We start from the raw sequence: 16,101 nt of genomic DNA on the forward strand, positions 1-16,101 counted from the left end.
GGCTTACTGCGCATTGCCCAGAACCTCCTGAACCGTGCGGGTGGTGTCCCAGCGCTCGTCGCTCGACGGCTCGTCGGAAAAGCGGACCTTCACGGTCGCATCGACCCCGGCGGCGCGCAGCGGCATGGCAAAACTGCGCTCGACCGCGCGCCGGGTGGCGTCACGCGCCAGCCGCATCGGCGCGGGGCCCCGCGCCTGCCGCATCAGCTCCACCTGGCCCGCCGTGCGGTTGGCGGCGTCCAGCCGTTGCTCGGCATCGGTGAAGGTCGTCAGCACCCCGCCCGAGCCATATTCACGGATGGCGGCCAGATCGACCTGCGGTCCGTCAATCTCGATCGGAGGCAGCGTCACCGACAATGTCCGGCTGGCCGCGTTCCAGCGCACATCCTGTTGGCGCAGCTTGCCCAGATCGACCTCATAGCGAACCATGCCCGGCATGATCAGCGTCCGCTCAGTCGAAAAGCCGAGTTGCGACTGGCGCGACGTGACGACCGCGACGTAACGCGCGGCGAAGGCCGACAGGCGGTTCTGCTCGCGAAGCCCCTCCAGGCTCGCCCGCGAGATCGTCGTCGGGTCGGGGGTCAGGCGGTCGGCGACATAGCGTTCGACACCCCAGATCGCGATCAATCCGGCGAGGACGACCAGTACGAGCACCCCCGCCACCTTGGTCAGGAACAGCCCGACACCGCCACGCCCCCCTGTCCGAAGGTCGCCTGGACGGGGATCCGGGGTCACGTCGCGCTTGTCCATGATGCTCCTTCCTCGCGCACCATCCCGCGCGTCCGCAGGTCATAAAGATGCGCCAGGACGGATCGTTCCGCTGCCGGAATCAACCGGGGGTCCAGGCCGACATACATGCGCATGGTCATGTCCGACACCCGGAGCGGTTCGCCCGCCGCCAGCAGCCGCACGATCTGGCCCTCGCGCTGCTTGCGATGGCCCAGCATCCCGCGGACCAGCCGCTGCGGATTCTCCACCGCCTCGCCATGTCCGGGATAATAGATGCGGTCGTCGCGGGCCATGAGCTTTTCGAGGCTGGCCATATAGGCCCCCATGTCGCCATCGGGTGGCGAGACGATGCTGGTCGACCAACCCATGACATGATCGCCCGAGAACAGCGCCCGAGTCTCGGGCAGCACGAAGGCAAGATGGTTGGACGTATGCCCCGGCGTCGCCAGCGCCCAAAGACTCCAGCCCTCACCGCGAACGCCCTCGCCTTCCGCCAGCACCCGGTCCGGGGCATAATCCCGGTCGAAGGCGGAGTCGGATCGACCGCCCTCATAATCGGGCGCAAAGGGGGCTGCCCCGATGATCGGTGCGCCGGTCGCCTGCGCCAGGGGGCGGCTGGCCGGGCTGTGATCGCGGTGATGATGGGTGATGAGAATCGCGACCACGGGCCGATCGGCGATCACGCGCAGCAGCGCGTCGAGATGGGCGGGATCGTCCGGTCCGGGATCGATCAGGGCAACGTCACGACTGCCCACGATGTGCGTCTGCGTCCCAGTGTAGGTAAAGGGCGACGGGTTTGGCGCCAGGATGCGCGTGACCAGCGGCTCAAGCTGGATCGGGATGCCGGTCGGATGCTCAGCCATTGGCGATGATGTGGGCGCGCGGCCCGCGATAGGCAAGCCCCGCGACACCTCCCTTGGGGGGCGGCGCGGGGCATTACCGATGCGCCCTCAATCCTCCTGGTCGGGTTTGGCCATGGCCGCCTTCAACTCGGCCGTCGCCTCGCGCAGTCCGGCCAGCGCCTCGGCGCGGGCTTCCTCCGAAAGATTGCGGTTCTGCTCGATATTGCGGCGAGCCACGTCGATGCTCGCCAAAGCCACAGCCATCTTGCCGCTCGCCATCCGCCGGGCCGTCTGGGCCAAGAACGCGGCTGCCTTGGCCGACGCCTCGATACGGTCGGTGCAGATGATCGTGGCCTGGCCGCCATCGGTCCGGCTGATCGCAAAGCTGGTGCGGTTATCGCTGCCCCCGATGCCGCATTTCCGCGCCTGGACGTCGGGAACACGCACCGTCATCATCTTTTCGGCTCCGCTGGGCATGACGATACGGAAGGTCCGGGCACCCACGGCCTGCGCGACATCGCTGCGCGGCGCAGCCGGTGCGGCCGGTGCCGCCGGTGCCGCCGGTGCCGCCGGTGCCGCCGGCGCCGGCGATGCGGCAGGAGCCGCTGGTCCGGGGAGTGCGGCAGGCGCCAGAGCGGCAACGGGCGCGGTTGTCGGAGCCGCAGGCGCGCTGGGTGCGACCGGGACACTGGATGCGACCGGGACACTGGGCGCTGTCGGCACATCGGTCTGGCCGATCGCCGCGCTGGGCAGGATCGCGGCCGTGGTGGACAGATCGACGCCGATGGTGCGCTCCACCTTCCTGGTCAGAGCCGCCGCCGCCGGGGTTCCCGACGCAGTCATGCCCAGCCCGCCCAGGACCAGCAGCGATACGGTCCCCATGCCCAGCATCCATTGCCGACGCGATGTCGGTGAAGTCGTCAGCATCTTCAGCCTCCCTTTCAGATCATCGATGGTGTGGAGATGGCATGCGCCCGACAGCGCCCGGCCATGCGCGGCCTTGACGATGGCGCAGGCATAGACATGCCGGTCGGCACGACTGCGCCCTTTCAGGACGCGGGCGTCATTGGCCAGTTCCTGATCGGCGCGAAAGGCGTGGAAGGCCCGCCACGCCAGCGGGTTGAACCAGTGCAGCGCCAGCACCGCCAGCGCGATCCAGTTGGCGATCAGGTCGCCCCGCGCATGATGGCCCAGTTCATGCGCCAGCGCGAGGTCGCGCTCATCGGCGTCATAACGCTCATCGAAATCGCGCGGGAACGCGACATAGCGGTGCCAGATTCCGAAGGCGAGCGGCCCCGGCGCGCCGTCGCTGGCGACGACCCGCACACCCTGCACCGCCTCCAGCGTCTCGGCGGTCGCGAGCAGTCGGGTCCGAAACCGCCAATGCCGGACAAGCTGGAAGGTCAGGAAAGCCCCCGCCCCAAGGATCCAGAACAGGGTCATTCCCTGCGCCAGCGTCGGCCACAGGCTGCGCGCGGCCAGTGTCGGCGGGAGTTGCTGCGCGACCGGCATCACGATCAGGTCGGTGAAGCGCTCGCTCGCCACCGCCAGCGGCGGGGTGGCCTGTTCCGACAGCCGCGCCGGCAGCGGTGGCAGCACCAGCCTAAGGAGGGGCAGCGCCCAGAGCGCATAAGCCACCTGCGGCCCGAACGCCGCGCGGACATGCCGACGCGCCAGCAGCACCAGCGCCATCAACAGGGTGGACGCGACCATCGCCTCCACCACCCAGCCGAGCGTCGCGCCACTCATGCCTTCAGCTCCTTGAGCAGGGCCTCGATCTCGGAAATATCCTGCGCGGTCAGTTCATCGCGCTCGGCCAGATGCGCGACCAGCGGGGTCAGGCGACCACCGAACAACCGGTCGATCAGGCGACGGGATTCGCCGACCACATAATCGTCCCGCGCGACGAGCGGGCGATAGAGATAGCGTCGCCCTTGTTCCTCATGCGCGATGGCATTCTTGGCCAGCAAGCGGCCGAGCAGTGTCTTGACGGTGTTGGTCGACCAGCCGCGTTCGGGATCGACCCGCTCGGCCACATCCTGCGCGGTGAGCGGCGCGTCCTGCCAGAGGACCTCCATCACCGCATGTTCGGCATCGCTGATACGCTCGGCCATCGACTCGCCCTCTTAATGACTACAGGCGTAATCTTTCATCGATTACAGGCGTAGTCAATAGAGTGCCGAGCGCTCATCTGGTCGAACGATAGACAGAAATGCGAAAAGGGCGGGAAGAGCCTTGCCCTTCCCGCCCCGTCCGTTCAGTTGGCGGTCTTCACGCCCTGGACCAGTTCGGCCAGTTCACCGCTTTCGTACATCTCCATCATGATGTCCGATCCCCCGACGAATTCGCCCTTGACGTAGAGCTGCGGGATCGTCGGCCAGTCCGAATAGGCCTTGATGCCCTGACGGATGCCCTGGTCCTGAAGCACGTCGACGCTCTCGAACGGAACGTCCAGATGGTTCAGGATCGCCACGGCGCGGCTGGAAAACCCGCATTGCGGGAAGAGCGGCGTGCCCTTCATGAACAGCAGGACGGCATTGTCCTTCACAAGCGCGTCGATCCGCGCATTCACATCATCGGTCATGTCGATCATCCTCAGAAATCAGGGGGCGGGCTCAGGCCTCGGCGGGTATGGCGGTCGTCAATTGCAGGGCATGGAGTTCACCCCCCATGCGCCCCCCCAGCGCGGCATAGACGGCGCGGGTGCGGGCCACCCGGCTCATGCCCGCAAAGCTGGCGGCGGTGACATGGGCGGCATAGTGGTCGCCATCCCCGGCCAGATCGGTGATCTCGACCTGTGCATCGGGAATGGCGGCGCGGATCATCGCGGCGATATCGTCGGCAGCCATTGGCATGGTCAGCGGCTCTCCAGCAACTGGCGGCGCGCCTCGACCATCTGCTCTTCGAGCGCGCGGCGGATCTCGGCCTCGTCGATGTCGATACCCGCCGCCGTCAGGTCGCCCAACAGCTTGCGGATCACGTCCTCGTCACCGGCTTCCTCGAAATCGGCCTGGACCACCGCCTTGGCATAGGCATCGGTTTCGGCGGGCGTCAGCTTCATCCGCGCGGCCGCCCATTGCGCCACCAGACGGTTGCGGCGGGCGGTGATACGGAACAGCATATCCTGTTCCGCCACGAACTGGCCCTCCAAACTTCGCCTGCGATCGTCGAAACTGGTCATCGGTCCGCCATCCCCCGGCCCTTTCGGGCGTTAATACAGATTGCCGAAATAGGCACAGGGCGCAGCCAGCGCAACCGATGCGGCTCCGCACTGCGCGCCTGGCGACTGATATCGATGCGCGGCGGGGCAAATGTGGAACAAAAAAGCCGAATCAATCGTAAGATTATGGAAGCACAAGCAGGACGGGCGACCACGCGGAACAGGCGTCACACCCTGCGAAAGGAGAGTGACATGCATGCCTCCCATATGGCGCTGTCGTATCGCGATCGGCCTGCGGGTGCGGCCCCATCCCGTGGACCGATATTGGGAATCGTCAACGGCCTTATCGGATCGCTGGCGATATGGGCGTTGATCGCAGGCGTGGTCGCCCTGGCGTCCTGATCGCCGACCGCGCCCCCTTCTGCGAACGCGCTCAGGTCACGCGGATGGTTCGACCTGCAAGGCTGCCCGCCCCTCGATCCAGGGTCGTCCCTGCGCCATCTCACGCTCGAAACCGCCGATCACCGCGTCCTGCGCGAGCGTCAGGCCGATTTCGTCCAGCCCGTTCATCAGGCAATCGCGCCGGAACGAATCCAGCTCGAACGGAAAGCGATCCTGGAATGGTGTGGTGACGCTCATCGTCTCCAGGTCGACCGTCACCGGCTGATCCTGCGCCACTTCCAGAAGCCGGTCGACCGCATCCTGCGGCAGCACGACCGGCACGATGCCGTTCTTGAAGGCATTACCCGAGAAGATATCGGAGAAGCTCGGTGCGATCACGGCACGGATTCCCATGTCCGCCAGCGCCCAGGCGGCATGTTCCCGGCTGGACCCGCACCCGAAATTGTCCCCCGCGATCAGGATCGGCGCGCCTGCGAAGCGCGGATCGTCGAAGATGTTGCCCGGTTGCGCGCGCACCGTCTCGAACGCGCCGCGCCCAAGCCCGGCGCGAGTGATCGTCTTCAGCCAGTGCGCGGGGATGATGACATCCGTGTCGATATTCTTGGCACCCCAGGGATAGGCGGTGCCGGACACGATCGTAACCGGGTTCATTCGGGATTTCCTGTCTTCAAAACGCCCGCGTCAGCGGCGCTGCTCCGCCGTGGCGGGGCGCGAGGCGACCCCCGCGGCATAGGCGGCGGCCCCGCACAGCACGGCACCAGTGATCAGCATGACCAATACATGTTTCATGATGCTGTTACTCCCCTGTCCTCACCACGACTCCTCACGACTGCGCCCGAGCGTCGGAATCGTGCGTCATCAACGCTCTAACATCGGAAAGGCGCCCGGTCACGGCAGCAGCGGCGGCCATGGCGGGGGACAGGAGATGCGTGCGCGCGCCCGGCCCCTGGCGACCGACGAAATTGCGGTTGGACGTGGAGGCACAGCGCTCGCCCGCCGGCACCTTGTCCGGGTTCATCGCCAGGCACATGGAACAGCCCGGCTCGCGCCATTCAAAGCCGGCCTGCACGAACACGCGGTCCAGCCCCTCCGCCTCGGCCTGGCGCTTGACGAGCCCCGAACCGGGCACGACGAGCGCACGCACGCCATCGGCCACCTTGCGGTCGCGAGCGACGGCGGCGGCGGCGCGCAGATCCTCGATCCGGCTGTTGGTGCAACTGCCGATGAAGACATGCTGGATCGCCACGTCCTGCATCGCGGTGCCGGGTTCCAGCCCCATGTAATCCAGCGACTTGCGCGCCGCCGCCCGCTTGGACGGATCGGCGAAGCTGTCGGGATCGGGGACGATGCCGGTGATCGGCACCACATCCTCGGGGCTGGTGCCCCAGGTCAGGTTGGGTGCGATATCGGCGGCGTCGAGCGTAACAACCTTGTCGTACACCGCGCCCGGATCGCTGGGCAGCGTCCGCCACCATGCGACCGCCTTGTCCCAATCCGCCCCCTTGGGGGCCATCGGACGATCCTTCAGATAGGCGAAGGTCTTGTCATCCGGCGCGATCAGGCCGGCGCGTGCGCCGCCCTCGATCGACATGTTGGCGATGGTAAGCCGCCCTTCGACCGACAGGTCGCGAATGGCGCTGCCGGTGAATTCAATGACATGTCCGGTCCCGCCCGCCGCGCCGATCTTGCCGATGATCGCCAGCACCACGTCCTTGGCCGACACGCCGTAACCCAGCGTGCCGTCGACGCGCACCTCCATCGTCTTGGACGGCGACAGCAGCAGCGTCTGGGTCGCCAGCACATGCTCCACCTCCGACGTGCCGATGCCGAACGCCAGCGCGCCCAACGCACCATGCGCCGAGGTATGACTGTCGCCGCAGACCAGGGTCGTGCCCGGCAGGGTAAAGCCCTGTTCCGGCCCCACGACATGGACGATGCCCTGCGCCGCCGCCGTGGCGTCGATATAGTCGATGCCGAATTCGGCGGTGTTGCGACGAAGCGCCTCCAACTGCTGCGCACTCTCCGGGTCGGCGATGGGCAGCAATCGGCCAGCCGCATCCGTCCGCGGCGTCGTCGGCAGGTTGTGATCGGGCACCGCGAGCGTCAGTTCGGGGCGACGCACCTTGCGTCCCGCCGCGCGAAGCCCTTCAAAGGCCTGCGGGCTCGTCACCTCATGGACGAGGTGACGATCGATATAGATGAGGCAGGTGCCATCGGGCCGCCGTTCGACAACGTGGGCGGCCCAGATCTTCTCGTACAGAGTCTGGGGTCGTTGGGCCATGATGGGGGCGCTGTTATCCGAAAAGCATCGCGAGGCAAAGGCAGGACGCAATCTTATTTCTTTCTCCTGGGAAAGATGACGGATTTGTCATGGCCGGAAAATCCAGGTGCGACGGTGCCATAGCCCCGGCGGCCCTGACCCCATGGCTCAAGCCCTGGCGCGAAAATCCTCCCGCACGCTGCCGCACTCCCGCAATTCCGCTTCATGGCCGTCCTCGCGCCACGTCTCGGCCAGCGCCTGTTCTTCCCAGTTCCGCACCGCCGGATGCGCCAGAATCGTTTCGACCCACCGAGCGCCCATGGCCCCGACATCGATGCCATAGGTCCGCACGCGAAATGCCACCGGCGCGTAAAAGGCGTCCACCGCCGAAAAATCCGGTCCCGCCAGCCAGGGCCCGCCGAAGCGCGACAGTCCCTCGCCCCACAGCTCCGCCAGGCGCGCCACATCGCGCTCCAGCCGGGGCGATGGCGGCCGCGCATCGACCCGCGCGCCGACATTCATCGTCCGCTCGCCCCTGAGCGCGCCAAAGCCGCCATGCATTTCTGCCACGGCGGACATTGCCCAGGCGCGTGCGGCCTCGTCATCCGGCCATATGCCGGGATGCCGCTCCGCCAGATAAAGGGCGATGCCCAGCGAATCCCACACCACCCGCTCGCCGTCGAGCAGCACCGGCACCTGCCCGGTCGGCGAAAAGGCGCGGAACGCCTCATAATTCTCCACCGCCCCAAACGGCTCGATCCGATCGGTGAAGTCGATCCCCAAGGCCTTCATCAGCAGCCAGGGACGCAGCGACCAGCTAGAATAGTTCCGGTTCGCGGTGATCAGCGTATAGGCCATGGGTTCAGCGTTCGAACCTCGCCGTCGTCTTGGCGGCGATCTCGTCCGCCGTCACGCCCGGCGCGCATTCGATCAGGCGGAAGGTGCTGTCGTGATCGGGCCGCTGGAACACCGCCAGATCGGTGACGATCATGTCCACCACATTGCGCCCGGTCAGCGGCAGGGTGCATTCGGGGATGAACTTGGGGCTGCCGTCCTTCGCGTTATGCTCCATGACGACGATGATCTTCTTGACGCCCGCGACCAGGTCCATCGCGCCGCCCATCCCCTTGATCATCTTGCCGGGGATCATCCAGTTGGCGATGTCGCCACCCTCCGATACCTCCATCGCGCCGAGCACGGTCAGGTCGATATGCCCGCCCCGGATCATCGCAAAACTGTCAGCGGAGGAGAAATAGACGGAATGCGGCAGTTCGCTGATCGTCTGCTTGCCCGCGTTGATCAGGTCGGGATCGACTTCATCGTCATAGGGGAACGGCCCGATGCCCAGCATCCCGTTTTCGGATTGCAGCGTGACCTCAACGCCTTGCGGGATATGGTTCGCAACCAGTGTCGGGATGCCGATGCCCAGATTGACGTAGAATCCGTCCTTCAGTTCGCGAGCCGCTCGGGCGGCCATCTCATCGCGGGTCCAGGCCATCGTCACTGCTCTCCCATCGGATGCCACCGCCGGTCGGCGGGGAAAATCTCGTCCGCGCTGCCCTTCAGCGCCTTGCCATAGACCGGGTTGGGGAAAACGAACCAGCCGCGTCCCCAAAGTGCCGCGACGCGCGGCGCGTCCGCCCTTGCCCGACGCTCCAACACGGTCCCAGGCGCATTGAACAAGTCACTGAAATCGCCCAGTTGATCCCCGCCCATCGCGATCACGCAATAGCGATCGGCGATTCGCCAGCGGCGCGCATCCTTCCCGTCGCCGGTATCGGTGTCGGTCTGCACGAACAACGTGTCGCCATGGACCGCAGGGCCGAGTCCCGCCGCCTCGATCGCCCGCGCCGAACCCGCCGCATCATCCCGGTTGGTGTTGAAGATCACGGTCACGCCCATGGTCCGCAGCTCGGCGATCGCCGCCGCCGCACCGGGCACGGGCAACACCGCGCGGCCGTCGCCCTGTTCCCACGCCCGCCAGCGGCCCGCAAATTCGCGACCCGGCCGCCCGGTCAGATCGTCCTGCTCGAACCCGAGATTGAGCAACACGGTTTCGTCCACGTCGAACACCGCCGCCGGACGCTTGCCTGCGCATGACACGAAGCGCGGCGTGTCGAGCGTGGAGGCCCTGTCCAGCACCACGCTGTCCAGCACCGGACGACGGACCCGATCGGCGGCGAAGGACACCAGCGCGTTCCAGCCCTGGCGCGAAATCGCATCCGCCTCGGCCGAGCCGTAGAGATACTGCATCCCCGCCAGCTTGGGGTTTGCGGCGGCCGCCACGGGCGCTGCCGGACTGTTATTGCCGACCGCGACGACACAGCCGGACAGCGACGCCGCCGCGCAAAGCGCCAGCAACGTGGAGCCGAAACGCCGGTTCATCACGCGCCCTCCCTTTCCCGCACGGTGCGGAACTCGATTTTCTTGTCATAGGGCGCACCGACGATCATGCGCTTCACATAGATGCCGGGCAGATGGATCTGGTCCGGGTCGAGGCTGCCGACCGGCACCACCTCCTCCACTTCTGCGACGCAGATGCGGCCCGCCGTCGCCATGGGCTGGTTGAAGTTGCGCGCGGTCTTGCGGAAGATCAGGTTACCCGCCTCGTCGGCCTTCCATCCCTTGATGATCGAAAGGTCGGCGCGGATGCCGCGTTCGAGGATATAGTCCTCCCCATCGAAGCTCTTCACTTCCTTGCCCTCAGCGACCTTCGTGCCGACGCCAGTCCTGGTGTAGAAGCCGGGGATGCCCGCGCCCCCCGCGCGGCACCGCTCCGCCAGCGTGCCTTGCGGACAGAACTCCACCTCCAACTCACCGGAAAGATATTGCCGCTCGAACTCCTTGTTCTCGCCGACATAGGAAGAGATCATCTTCTTCACCTGATGCGAGCGGAGCAGCTTGCCCAGCCCGACGCCATCGATCCCGGCATTGTTGCTGGCGATGGTCAGGTCCTTGGTCCCGGCGGCCTCGATCGCATCGATCAGCCGTTCTGGAATACCGCACAGGCCGAAACCGCCCGCGCAGATGGTCATGCCGTCATGGAGCAGACCTTCGAGCGCGGCGGCCGCGTCGGGATAAAGCTTCTGCATGGGCGTCCTCCCTGGATTTTGACGAGCGTTAGGCGGAGGGGTGGAGCCCGGTCAACCCGGCGTTTGCGCGGGATCGGAAAGCCGGGCGAGGTTGCCGGCCATGCCCCTGAAAACCGGCGGATGCCTGCTTGTCGATGCGCTTCTCGAACGGGGGTGCGACCGCATCTTCAGCGTGCCGAGCGAAACTTTCCTGGCGGAGCGCGACACGTTGCGCGACATCCGCGCCATCGCACATCATGAGTGATCGTCCCACCACCCCAAGCACAAGACCAATTCAGGACAATGGCATTATGCAATCGATTTGCTAATTTATACGACTCTACAAACAAAAGAAAACCGCCCCGGCATAGCCGGGACGGTGAGTTCGTTGCTGAACGCTTTAGTCAGGGAGCAATAGCAGCTTTAAATGTTGTCGCCAAGAGCGCCTTTTACAGAACCCTTGACTTCCTGGCCCTTGCCCTTGAGCTGCTGAGCTTCACCTTCCGCCTTCAGATCGGCGTCATTGTTATGGTCGCCCAGCGCTTCCTTGGCCTTGCCAACCAGTTCGTTGACGTTGCCCTTGATCTTGTCGACGAGCTCACCCATGGGGGCCTCCATTTACTGGGGATCTTGCAATCCCGTTGAACACTCCAGGGTAGAACGGCTCGTTACGCATCGGGTTCCGTGAAATTAACGTCAGATCAGACCGGCGAGCGGGCTCGACGGATCGGCATAGCGACGCTGGCCCATGCGACCCGCGCGATATGCCATGCGCCCCGACTCGACCGCGGCGCGCATCGCGGTCGCCATCAGGACCGGGTCCTTGGCCTCGGCGATCGCGGTGTTCATCAATACGCCGTCACAGCCCAGTTCCATCGCCACCGCCGCGTCAGAGGCGGTGCCGACGCCCGCATCGACCAGCACTGGCACCTTGGCGCCCTCGACGATCAGGCGGATCGTCACCTTGTTCTGGATCCCCAGCCCCGAGCCGATCGGCGCGCCCAGCGGCATGATCGCAACCGCCCCGACATCCTCCAGCCGCTTGGCCGCGATGGGATCGTCGACGCAATAGACCATCGGCTTGAACCCCTCCTTGGCGAGGATCTCGGTCGCGCGCAGCGTTTCGTACATATCGGGGTAGAGCGTCTTGGCCTCGCCCAGAACCTCCAGCTTGACCAGTTCCCAGCCGCCCGCCTCGCGCGCCAGCCGCAGCGTGCGGATCGCGTCCTCGGCGGTGAAGCAGCCCGCCGTGTTGGGCAGGTAGGTGATCTTCTTCGGGTCGATATAATCGGTCAGCATCGGCGCATTGCGGTCGGACACATTGACCCGGCGCACCGCGACCGTGACGATCTCCGCGCCCGCCGCTTCGACCGCGGCGGCGTTCTGCGCAAAATCCTTGTACTTGCCGGTGCCGACGATCAGGCGCGAACGAAAGCGCTGCCCCGCGACTTCCCACGAATCGTCCGCGGCCACGGCGGCCGCGTGATCGCCCCCGCCGACGAAATGCACGATCTCGATCTCGTCGCCATCCTCGACCTGCACCTGCGCCAGCGTCGAGCGGGGCACGACCTCCAGATTGCGTTCGACCGCGACCTTTTCCGGCACCAGACCCAGTTCGTTCGCCAGATCGGCGAGCGACAAACCGGCGGCGACGCGCTTGTGCTCGCCATTCACGATGATGGTCACGGTTCCGTCGGTGTGGGGCATATCTGGGTCACTTACCATGGTGGCGCTCACCCAATCTCGACGCGGGACAGGCGAAGCGGTTAAGGAAGGGCCTCGATCTAGGCCCGGCCACCCCGAGCCGCAACCATGGGAGTGCGGATGCCCGCGACCGTTTATGTCCTCAACGGGCCGAATCTGAACCTGCTCGGCCTGCGTGAACCGCATATCTATGGCCATGACACGCTGGATGATATCGCGGGCATGCTGGAAGATCGCGCGCGCGAACTCGATCTGGAGATCGACATGCGCCAGTCCAACCATGAAGGCCATCTGATCGACTGGCTGCACGAGGCCCAGGCTTACGAGGCAAAGGCCGTCCTCCTCAATGCCGGCGGCTTCACCCACACGTCGATCGCGATTCACGACGCGATCAAGTCGGTGACGACGCCGGTGATCGAGGTTCACCTATCCAACCCTCATGCGCGGGAGGAATTCCGTCATGAGAGCTTCATCGGGCGTGCCGCAAAAGGCACAATCGCGGGTTTTGGCGCGCATTCCTATCTGCTCGCGCTTGAAGCCGCCGCCCGGTTCTGACAGGAGCGCGTCCCATGACCGAAAAGACTGAACAAGCGATGAAGGTCGATGTCGACCTCGTCCGTCAGCTCGCTGAGCTGCTCGACGCCACCGCCCTGACCGAAATTGAGGTCGAGCATGGCGACCGCAAGATTCGCGTCGCGCGCAAGGCGGCTCCCGCCGCGCAGGTCGCTTATGCGCCCGCGCCCGTCGCCGCCGCGCCCGCTCCGGCCGCAGCCGCCCCCGTGGCCGCTGCTCCGGCACCAGCGGCCGCTCCGGCCGCCTCGGCCAATGCGGTGAAGTCACCGATGGTCGGCACCGTCTATCTGTCGGCCGAACCGGGCGCGAAGCCCTTCGCCTCGATCGGCCAGAAGGTGGCTGCGGGCGACACGCTGCTGATCGTGGAAGCCATGAAGGTGATGAACCCGATCACCGCGACCGCCGCCGGCACCGTCACCGCCGTCCTGGTCGAGAACGGCCAGCCGGTCGAGTTCGACCAGCCCCTGGTCGTCGTCGAGTAAGCCGCCTTGGCGCAGATCAAGAAACTCCTGATCGCCAATCGCGGTGAGATTGCGCTTCGCATCCACCGCGCCTGTCACGAGATGGGGATCGAGACCGTTGCCGTGCACTCCACGGCCGACGCCGATGCCATGCATGTGCGCCTCGCCGACCAGGCGGTGTGCATCGGCCCGCCCTCGGCGGCGGAGAGCTATCTCAACATCCCCAACATCATCTCCGCCGCCGAGATTTCGGGCGCGGACGCGATCCACCCCGGTTACGGCTTCCTGTCGGAGAACGCCAAGTTCGCCGAGATCGTCGAGGCGCATGGCCTGATCTTCGTCGGCCCCAAGCCGGAGCATATTCGGATCATGGGCGACAAGGTGGAGGCCAAGCGGACCGCCGGTGCGCTCGGCCTGCCGCTGGTCCCCGGCTCGGACGGCGCCATTTCGGACGTCGAGGAAGCCAAGGCGCTGGCGGCCGAAATCGGCTATCCCGTGCTGATCAAGGCGGCCTCCGGCGGCGGCGGGCGCGGCATGAAGGTCGTGCCGTCCGAAGACCAGCTCGAAACGCTGATGCAGCAGGCGGGCTCGGAGGCGAAGGCCGCGTTCGGCGATTCGACCGTCTATATGGAAAAATATCTGGGCAACCCCCGGCATATCGAATTCCAGGTGTTCGGCGACGGCAACGGCCAGGCGATCCATCTCGGCGAACGCGACTGTTCGCTCCAGCGCCGCCACCAGAAGGTGCTGGAGGAAGCCCCCTCGCCGATCATCTCGGCCGAGGAGCGTTCGCGCATGGGCGGCGTGGTCGCCAAGGCGATGGCGGACATGGGCTATCGCGGCGCGGGCACGATCGAGTTCCTGTGGGAAGATGGCGAGTTCTATTTCATCGAAATGAACACCCGCCTTCAGGTCGAACATCCCGTCACCGAGATGATCACCGGCCTGGACCTGGTCCGCGAACAGATCCGCGTCGCCGAGGGCCATCCGCTGACCCTGCGCCAGGAAGACGTGCAGTTCCGCGGCCATGCCATCGAATGCCGCATCAACGCGGAAGACCCGCGCACCTTCGCCCCCTCCCCGGGCACGGTGAAGATGTATCACGCGCCGGGCGGCATGCATGTCCGCGTCGATAGCGGCCTGTATCAGGGCTATAAGGTCCCGCCCTATTACGACAGCATGATCGCCAAGCTGATCGTCTATGGCACCACCCGCGAAGGCGCGCTGCGCCGCCTGCGCCGCGCGCTCAACGAGTTCGTGATCGAGGGGATGAAGACCACCATCCCGCTCCACCAGTCGTTGCTGGACGATCCCGAATTCCAGAAGGGCGACTATACGATTAAGTGGCTGGAGGAATGGCTGGCCAAGCAGGCCGCCTGAACCCCGCCCTGCCCCCTCCACCGCCCCTGACGGGCGCGGTGGAGGGCCCTTCCTCCCCAGCAATTTTCCGATTACCCCCTCCACAATCGCCGCCGCCCATGCCACAAGCATCAGCGATGAAGGCGACGATCCTCCACAATCCGCGCTGCTCCAAGTCGCGCGAGGCCCTGGCCCTGCTGACGGACGCGGGTGCCGATGTGACGGTCATCGAATATCTCAAGACGCCGCCGACCGCCCAGGAACTGGCCCGGCTCTATGCCAAGGGCGGAATGTCGCCGCACGCGGGACTGCGCAAGGCCGAGCCGGAATCCAGGGCGCTCGCCGATGCCGACGATGCGACCATCCTCGCCGCCATGGCCGCCCACCCCATCCTGATCGAGCGGCCGCTGATCGAAACCGACAAGGGCGTCGTGATCGGTCGCCCACCCGAAGCCGTGCGAAGCATCCTGTGACCACTGCTCATAAATTGAGCAGCAGCGATGCTTTTGCCCGCTTTTTGGGCGCATTTATGAACATCATCCTACCCTCACAGGAGGGCGACGCAATTGGCACGATCCATGCTATGCGTGCGGTCGGGCGAGGGTTCGAACATCATCGGGGACAGTCAGACTCGTGAAAAAGATTGAGGCGATCATCAAGCCATTCAAGCTCGATGAGGTGAAGGAAGCGCTGCACGAGATCGGCGTGTCCGGCATCACCGTCACCGAGGCCAAGGGCTTCGGCCGCCAGAAGGGGCATACCGAGCTTTATCGCGGCGCCGAATATGTCGTCGACTTCCTGCCGAAGGTGAAGCTGGAAGTGGTCGTCGAGGACGGTCTGGCCGAACGGGTGGTGGAGGCGATCGCCGCCGCCGCGCAGACCGGCCGCATCGGTGACGGCAAGATTTTCGTGATCCCGGTCGAAACGGCCCTGCGCATCCGAACCGGCGAGCGCGACGACGCGGCGATCTGACGAACCCATCATTTTATTGTCACCGGGGCGACACCCGGTCCGACTAGAATTTTTCACCGGCCCCGGTCTTCCGCCGGGGAACGGCCTTAAGCAGAGAGAGAACGACACATGGCGAATACGGCCAGCGACATCCTGAAGAAGATCAAGGACGAAGAGATCGAATGGGTCGATCTGCGTTTCACCGATCCCAAGGGCAAGTGGCAGCACCTGACCATGGTCGCTTCGATCCTCGGCGAGGATGAGTTCACCGACGGCCTGATGTTCGACGGTTCCTCGATCGAGGGCTGGAAGGCGATCAACGAGTCGGACATGGTCCTGAAGCCCGACCTCGACGCCATCTATACCGATCCCTTCTCGGCCACCCCGATGCTGATCGTGTTCTGCGACATCGTCGAGCCGTCGACCGGCGAACTCTATGCCCGCGACCCGCGCTCGACCGCGAAGCGCGCCGAGGCGTTCGTGAAGACCACCGGCATCGGCGACACCGTCTATGTCGGCCCGGAAGCCGAATTCTTCATGTTCGACGACGTGCAGTTCGACACCAACTATTCGTCGTCCTACTTCAAGA

The 16,101-nt window shown here is 65.6% G+C and carries 22 protein-coding genes; 7 read left to right on the top strand and 15 right to left on the bottom strand.

Translation table 11 applies throughout. The features are described 5' to 3' along the window. Window positions 1–3: 3 nt before the first annotated feature. From ABDV78_RS16940 to ABDV78_RS17000, 13 genes are all read right to left on the bottom strand, one after another. Window positions 4–750 carry a DUF4230 domain-containing protein gene (locus tag ABDV78_RS16940; protein ID WP_343528658.1) on the bottom strand — a complete coding sequence of 249 codons (747 nt, stop codon included), beginning with the start codon at window positions 748–750 and terminating at the stop codon, window positions 4–6. After that, window positions 732–1,592, bottom strand: a complete 861-nt coding sequence (locus tag ABDV78_RS16945; protein WP_343528660.1) for an MBL fold metallo-hydrolase — start codon at window positions 1,590–1,592, stop codon at window positions 732–734. The genes ABDV78_RS16940 and ABDV78_RS16945 overlap by 19 nt, the downstream gene beginning before the upstream one ends. 87 nt (window positions 1,593–1,679) lie before the next feature. Beyond that, window positions 1,680–3,320, bottom strand: a complete 1,641-nt coding sequence (locus ABDV78_RS16950) for a M56 family metallopeptidase (protein ID WP_343528662.1) — start codon at window positions 3,318–3,320, stop codon at window positions 1,680–1,682. Then, window positions 3,317–3,685, bottom strand: coding sequence for a BlaI/MecI/CopY family transcriptional regulator (locus tag ABDV78_RS16955; RefSeq protein WP_343528663.1), 369 nt, complete (start codon window positions 3,683–3,685; stop codon window positions 3,317–3,319). Before ABDV78_RS16955 ends, ABDV78_RS16950 begins: the two co-directional genes overlap by 4 nt. Before the next feature lie 143 nt (window positions 3,686–3,828). Continuing rightward, window positions 3,829–4,155, bottom strand: coding sequence for a Grx4 family monothiol glutaredoxin (gene grxD / locus ABDV78_RS16960; RefSeq protein ID WP_343528664.1), 327 nt, complete (start codon window positions 4,153–4,155; stop codon window positions 3,829–3,831). Between the two features lie 31 nt (window positions 4,156–4,186). Next, entirely contained in the window at window positions 4,187–4,426 is a 240-nt protein-coding gene (locus ABDV78_RS16965) for a BolA/IbaG family iron-sulfur metabolism protein (protein ID WP_343528665.1), read from the bottom strand. Window positions 4,427–4,428: 2 nt separating this feature from the next. Next, a complete protein-coding gene (locus ABDV78_RS16970) occupies window positions 4,429–4,752 on the bottom strand; it encodes a DUF1476 domain-containing protein (protein ID WP_343528666.1) in 324 nt (107 codons plus the stop codon). 417 nt (window positions 4,753–5,169) lie between these two features. Further along, window positions 5,170–5,784: a 3-isopropylmalate dehydratase small subunit gene (gene leuD, locus ABDV78_RS16975; protein WP_343528667.1), complete on the bottom strand. Its 615-nt coding sequence runs from the start codon at window positions 5,782–5,784 to the stop codon at window positions 5,170–5,172. Window positions 5,785–5,956: 172 nt separating this feature from the next. Continuing rightward, window positions 5,957–7,414, bottom strand: a complete 1,458-nt coding sequence (gene leuC, locus ABDV78_RS16980; RefSeq protein ID WP_343528668.1) for a 3-isopropylmalate dehydratase large subunit — start codon at window positions 7,412–7,414, stop codon at window positions 5,957–5,959. A gap of 147 nt (window positions 7,415–7,561) precedes the next feature. Next, complete coding sequence (locus ABDV78_RS16985; protein ID WP_343528669.1) at window positions 7,562–8,251, bottom strand: glutathione S-transferase family protein; 690 nt, start codon at window positions 8,249–8,251, stop codon at window positions 7,562–7,564. A 4-nt stretch (window positions 8,252–8,255) separates the two neighbouring features. Continuing rightward, window positions 8,256–8,891: a CoA transferase subunit B gene (locus ABDV78_RS16990; RefSeq protein WP_343528670.1), complete on the bottom strand. Its 636-nt coding sequence runs from the start codon at window positions 8,889–8,891 to the stop codon at window positions 8,256–8,258. Between the two features lie 2 nt (window positions 8,892–8,893). Further along, window positions 8,894–9,778, bottom strand: coding sequence for an HAD family acid phosphatase (locus tag ABDV78_RS16995; protein WP_343528671.1), 885 nt, complete (start codon window positions 9,776–9,778; stop codon window positions 8,894–8,896). Then, complete coding sequence (locus ABDV78_RS17000) at window positions 9,778–10,485, bottom strand: CoA transferase subunit A (protein ID WP_343528672.1); 708 nt, start codon at window positions 10,483–10,485, stop codon at window positions 9,778–9,780. Before ABDV78_RS17000 ends, ABDV78_RS16995 begins: the two co-directional genes overlap by 1 nt. A 100-nt stretch (window positions 10,486–10,585) precedes the next feature. Here ABDV78_RS17000 and ABDV78_RS17005 point away from each other — a divergent pair, with 100 nt between their 5' ends. Continuing rightward, window positions 10,586–10,729, top strand: coding sequence for a hypothetical protein (locus ABDV78_RS17005; protein ID WP_343528673.1), 144 nt, complete (start codon window positions 10,586–10,588; stop codon window positions 10,727–10,729). A gap of 158 nt (window positions 10,730–10,887) precedes the next feature. On the opposite strand, the gene ABDV78_RS17010 is transcribed toward ABDV78_RS17005, so the two are convergent. Further along, window positions 10,888–11,070, bottom strand: coding sequence for a CsbD family protein (locus ABDV78_RS17010; RefSeq protein ID WP_343528674.1), 183 nt, complete (start codon window positions 11,068–11,070; stop codon window positions 10,888–10,890). 90 nt (window positions 11,071–11,160) lie between these two features. Next, the gene (thiS, locus tag ABDV78_RS17015) at window positions 11,161–12,171 is read right to left on the bottom strand and encodes a sulfur carrier protein ThiS (RefSeq protein WP_343528675.1); all 1,011 of its coding nucleotides are present in this window, start codon (window positions 12,169–12,171) and stop codon (window positions 11,161–11,163) included. Window positions 12,172–12,288: 117 nt separating this feature from the next. Between thiS and aroQ the strand changes: the two genes are divergently transcribed. The 6 genes from aroQ to ABDV78_RS17045 all read left to right on the top strand — a co-directional run. Continuing rightward, window positions 12,289–12,723 (top strand): type II 3-dehydroquinate dehydratase, encoded by a 435-nt coding sequence (gene aroQ / locus ABDV78_RS17020; protein WP_343528677.1) that lies wholly within the window; start codon window positions 12,289–12,291, stop codon window positions 12,721–12,723. A 14-nt stretch (window positions 12,724–12,737) separates the two neighbouring features. After that, window positions 12,738–13,223, top strand: a complete 486-nt coding sequence (gene accB / locus ABDV78_RS17025; protein WP_343528678.1) for an acetyl-CoA carboxylase biotin carboxyl carrier protein — start codon at window positions 12,738–12,740, stop codon at window positions 13,221–13,223. A gap of 6 nt (window positions 13,224–13,229) precedes the next feature. Continuing rightward, a complete protein-coding gene (accC, locus tag ABDV78_RS17030; RefSeq protein ID WP_343528679.1) occupies window positions 13,230–14,582 on the top strand; it encodes an acetyl-CoA carboxylase biotin carboxylase subunit in 1,353 nt (450 codons plus the stop codon). A gap of 116 nt (window positions 14,583–14,698) precedes the next feature. Further along, window positions 14,699–15,034, top strand: a complete 336-nt coding sequence (locus tag ABDV78_RS17035) for an arsenate reductase family protein (RefSeq protein WP_343528680.1) — start codon at window positions 14,699–14,701, stop codon at window positions 15,032–15,034. Window positions 15,035–15,194: 160 nt separating this feature from the next. Continuing rightward, complete coding sequence (locus tag ABDV78_RS17040; protein WP_007405799.1) at window positions 15,195–15,533, top strand: P-II family nitrogen regulator; 339 nt, start codon at window positions 15,195–15,197, stop codon at window positions 15,531–15,533. A 108-nt stretch (window positions 15,534–15,641) separates the two neighbouring features. After that, on the top strand, window positions 15,642–16,101 hold a 460-nt coding region (locus ABDV78_RS17045; protein ID WP_343528683.1), incomplete at its 3' end, for a glutamine synthetase beta-grasp domain-containing protein.

Origin of the sequence: Sphingomonas sp., from assembly GCF_039594485.1 — a bacterium.
In the GTDB taxonomy this organism is placed as follows: domain Bacteria; phylum Pseudomonadota; class Alphaproteobacteria; order Sphingomonadales; family Sphingomonadaceae; genus Sphingomonas.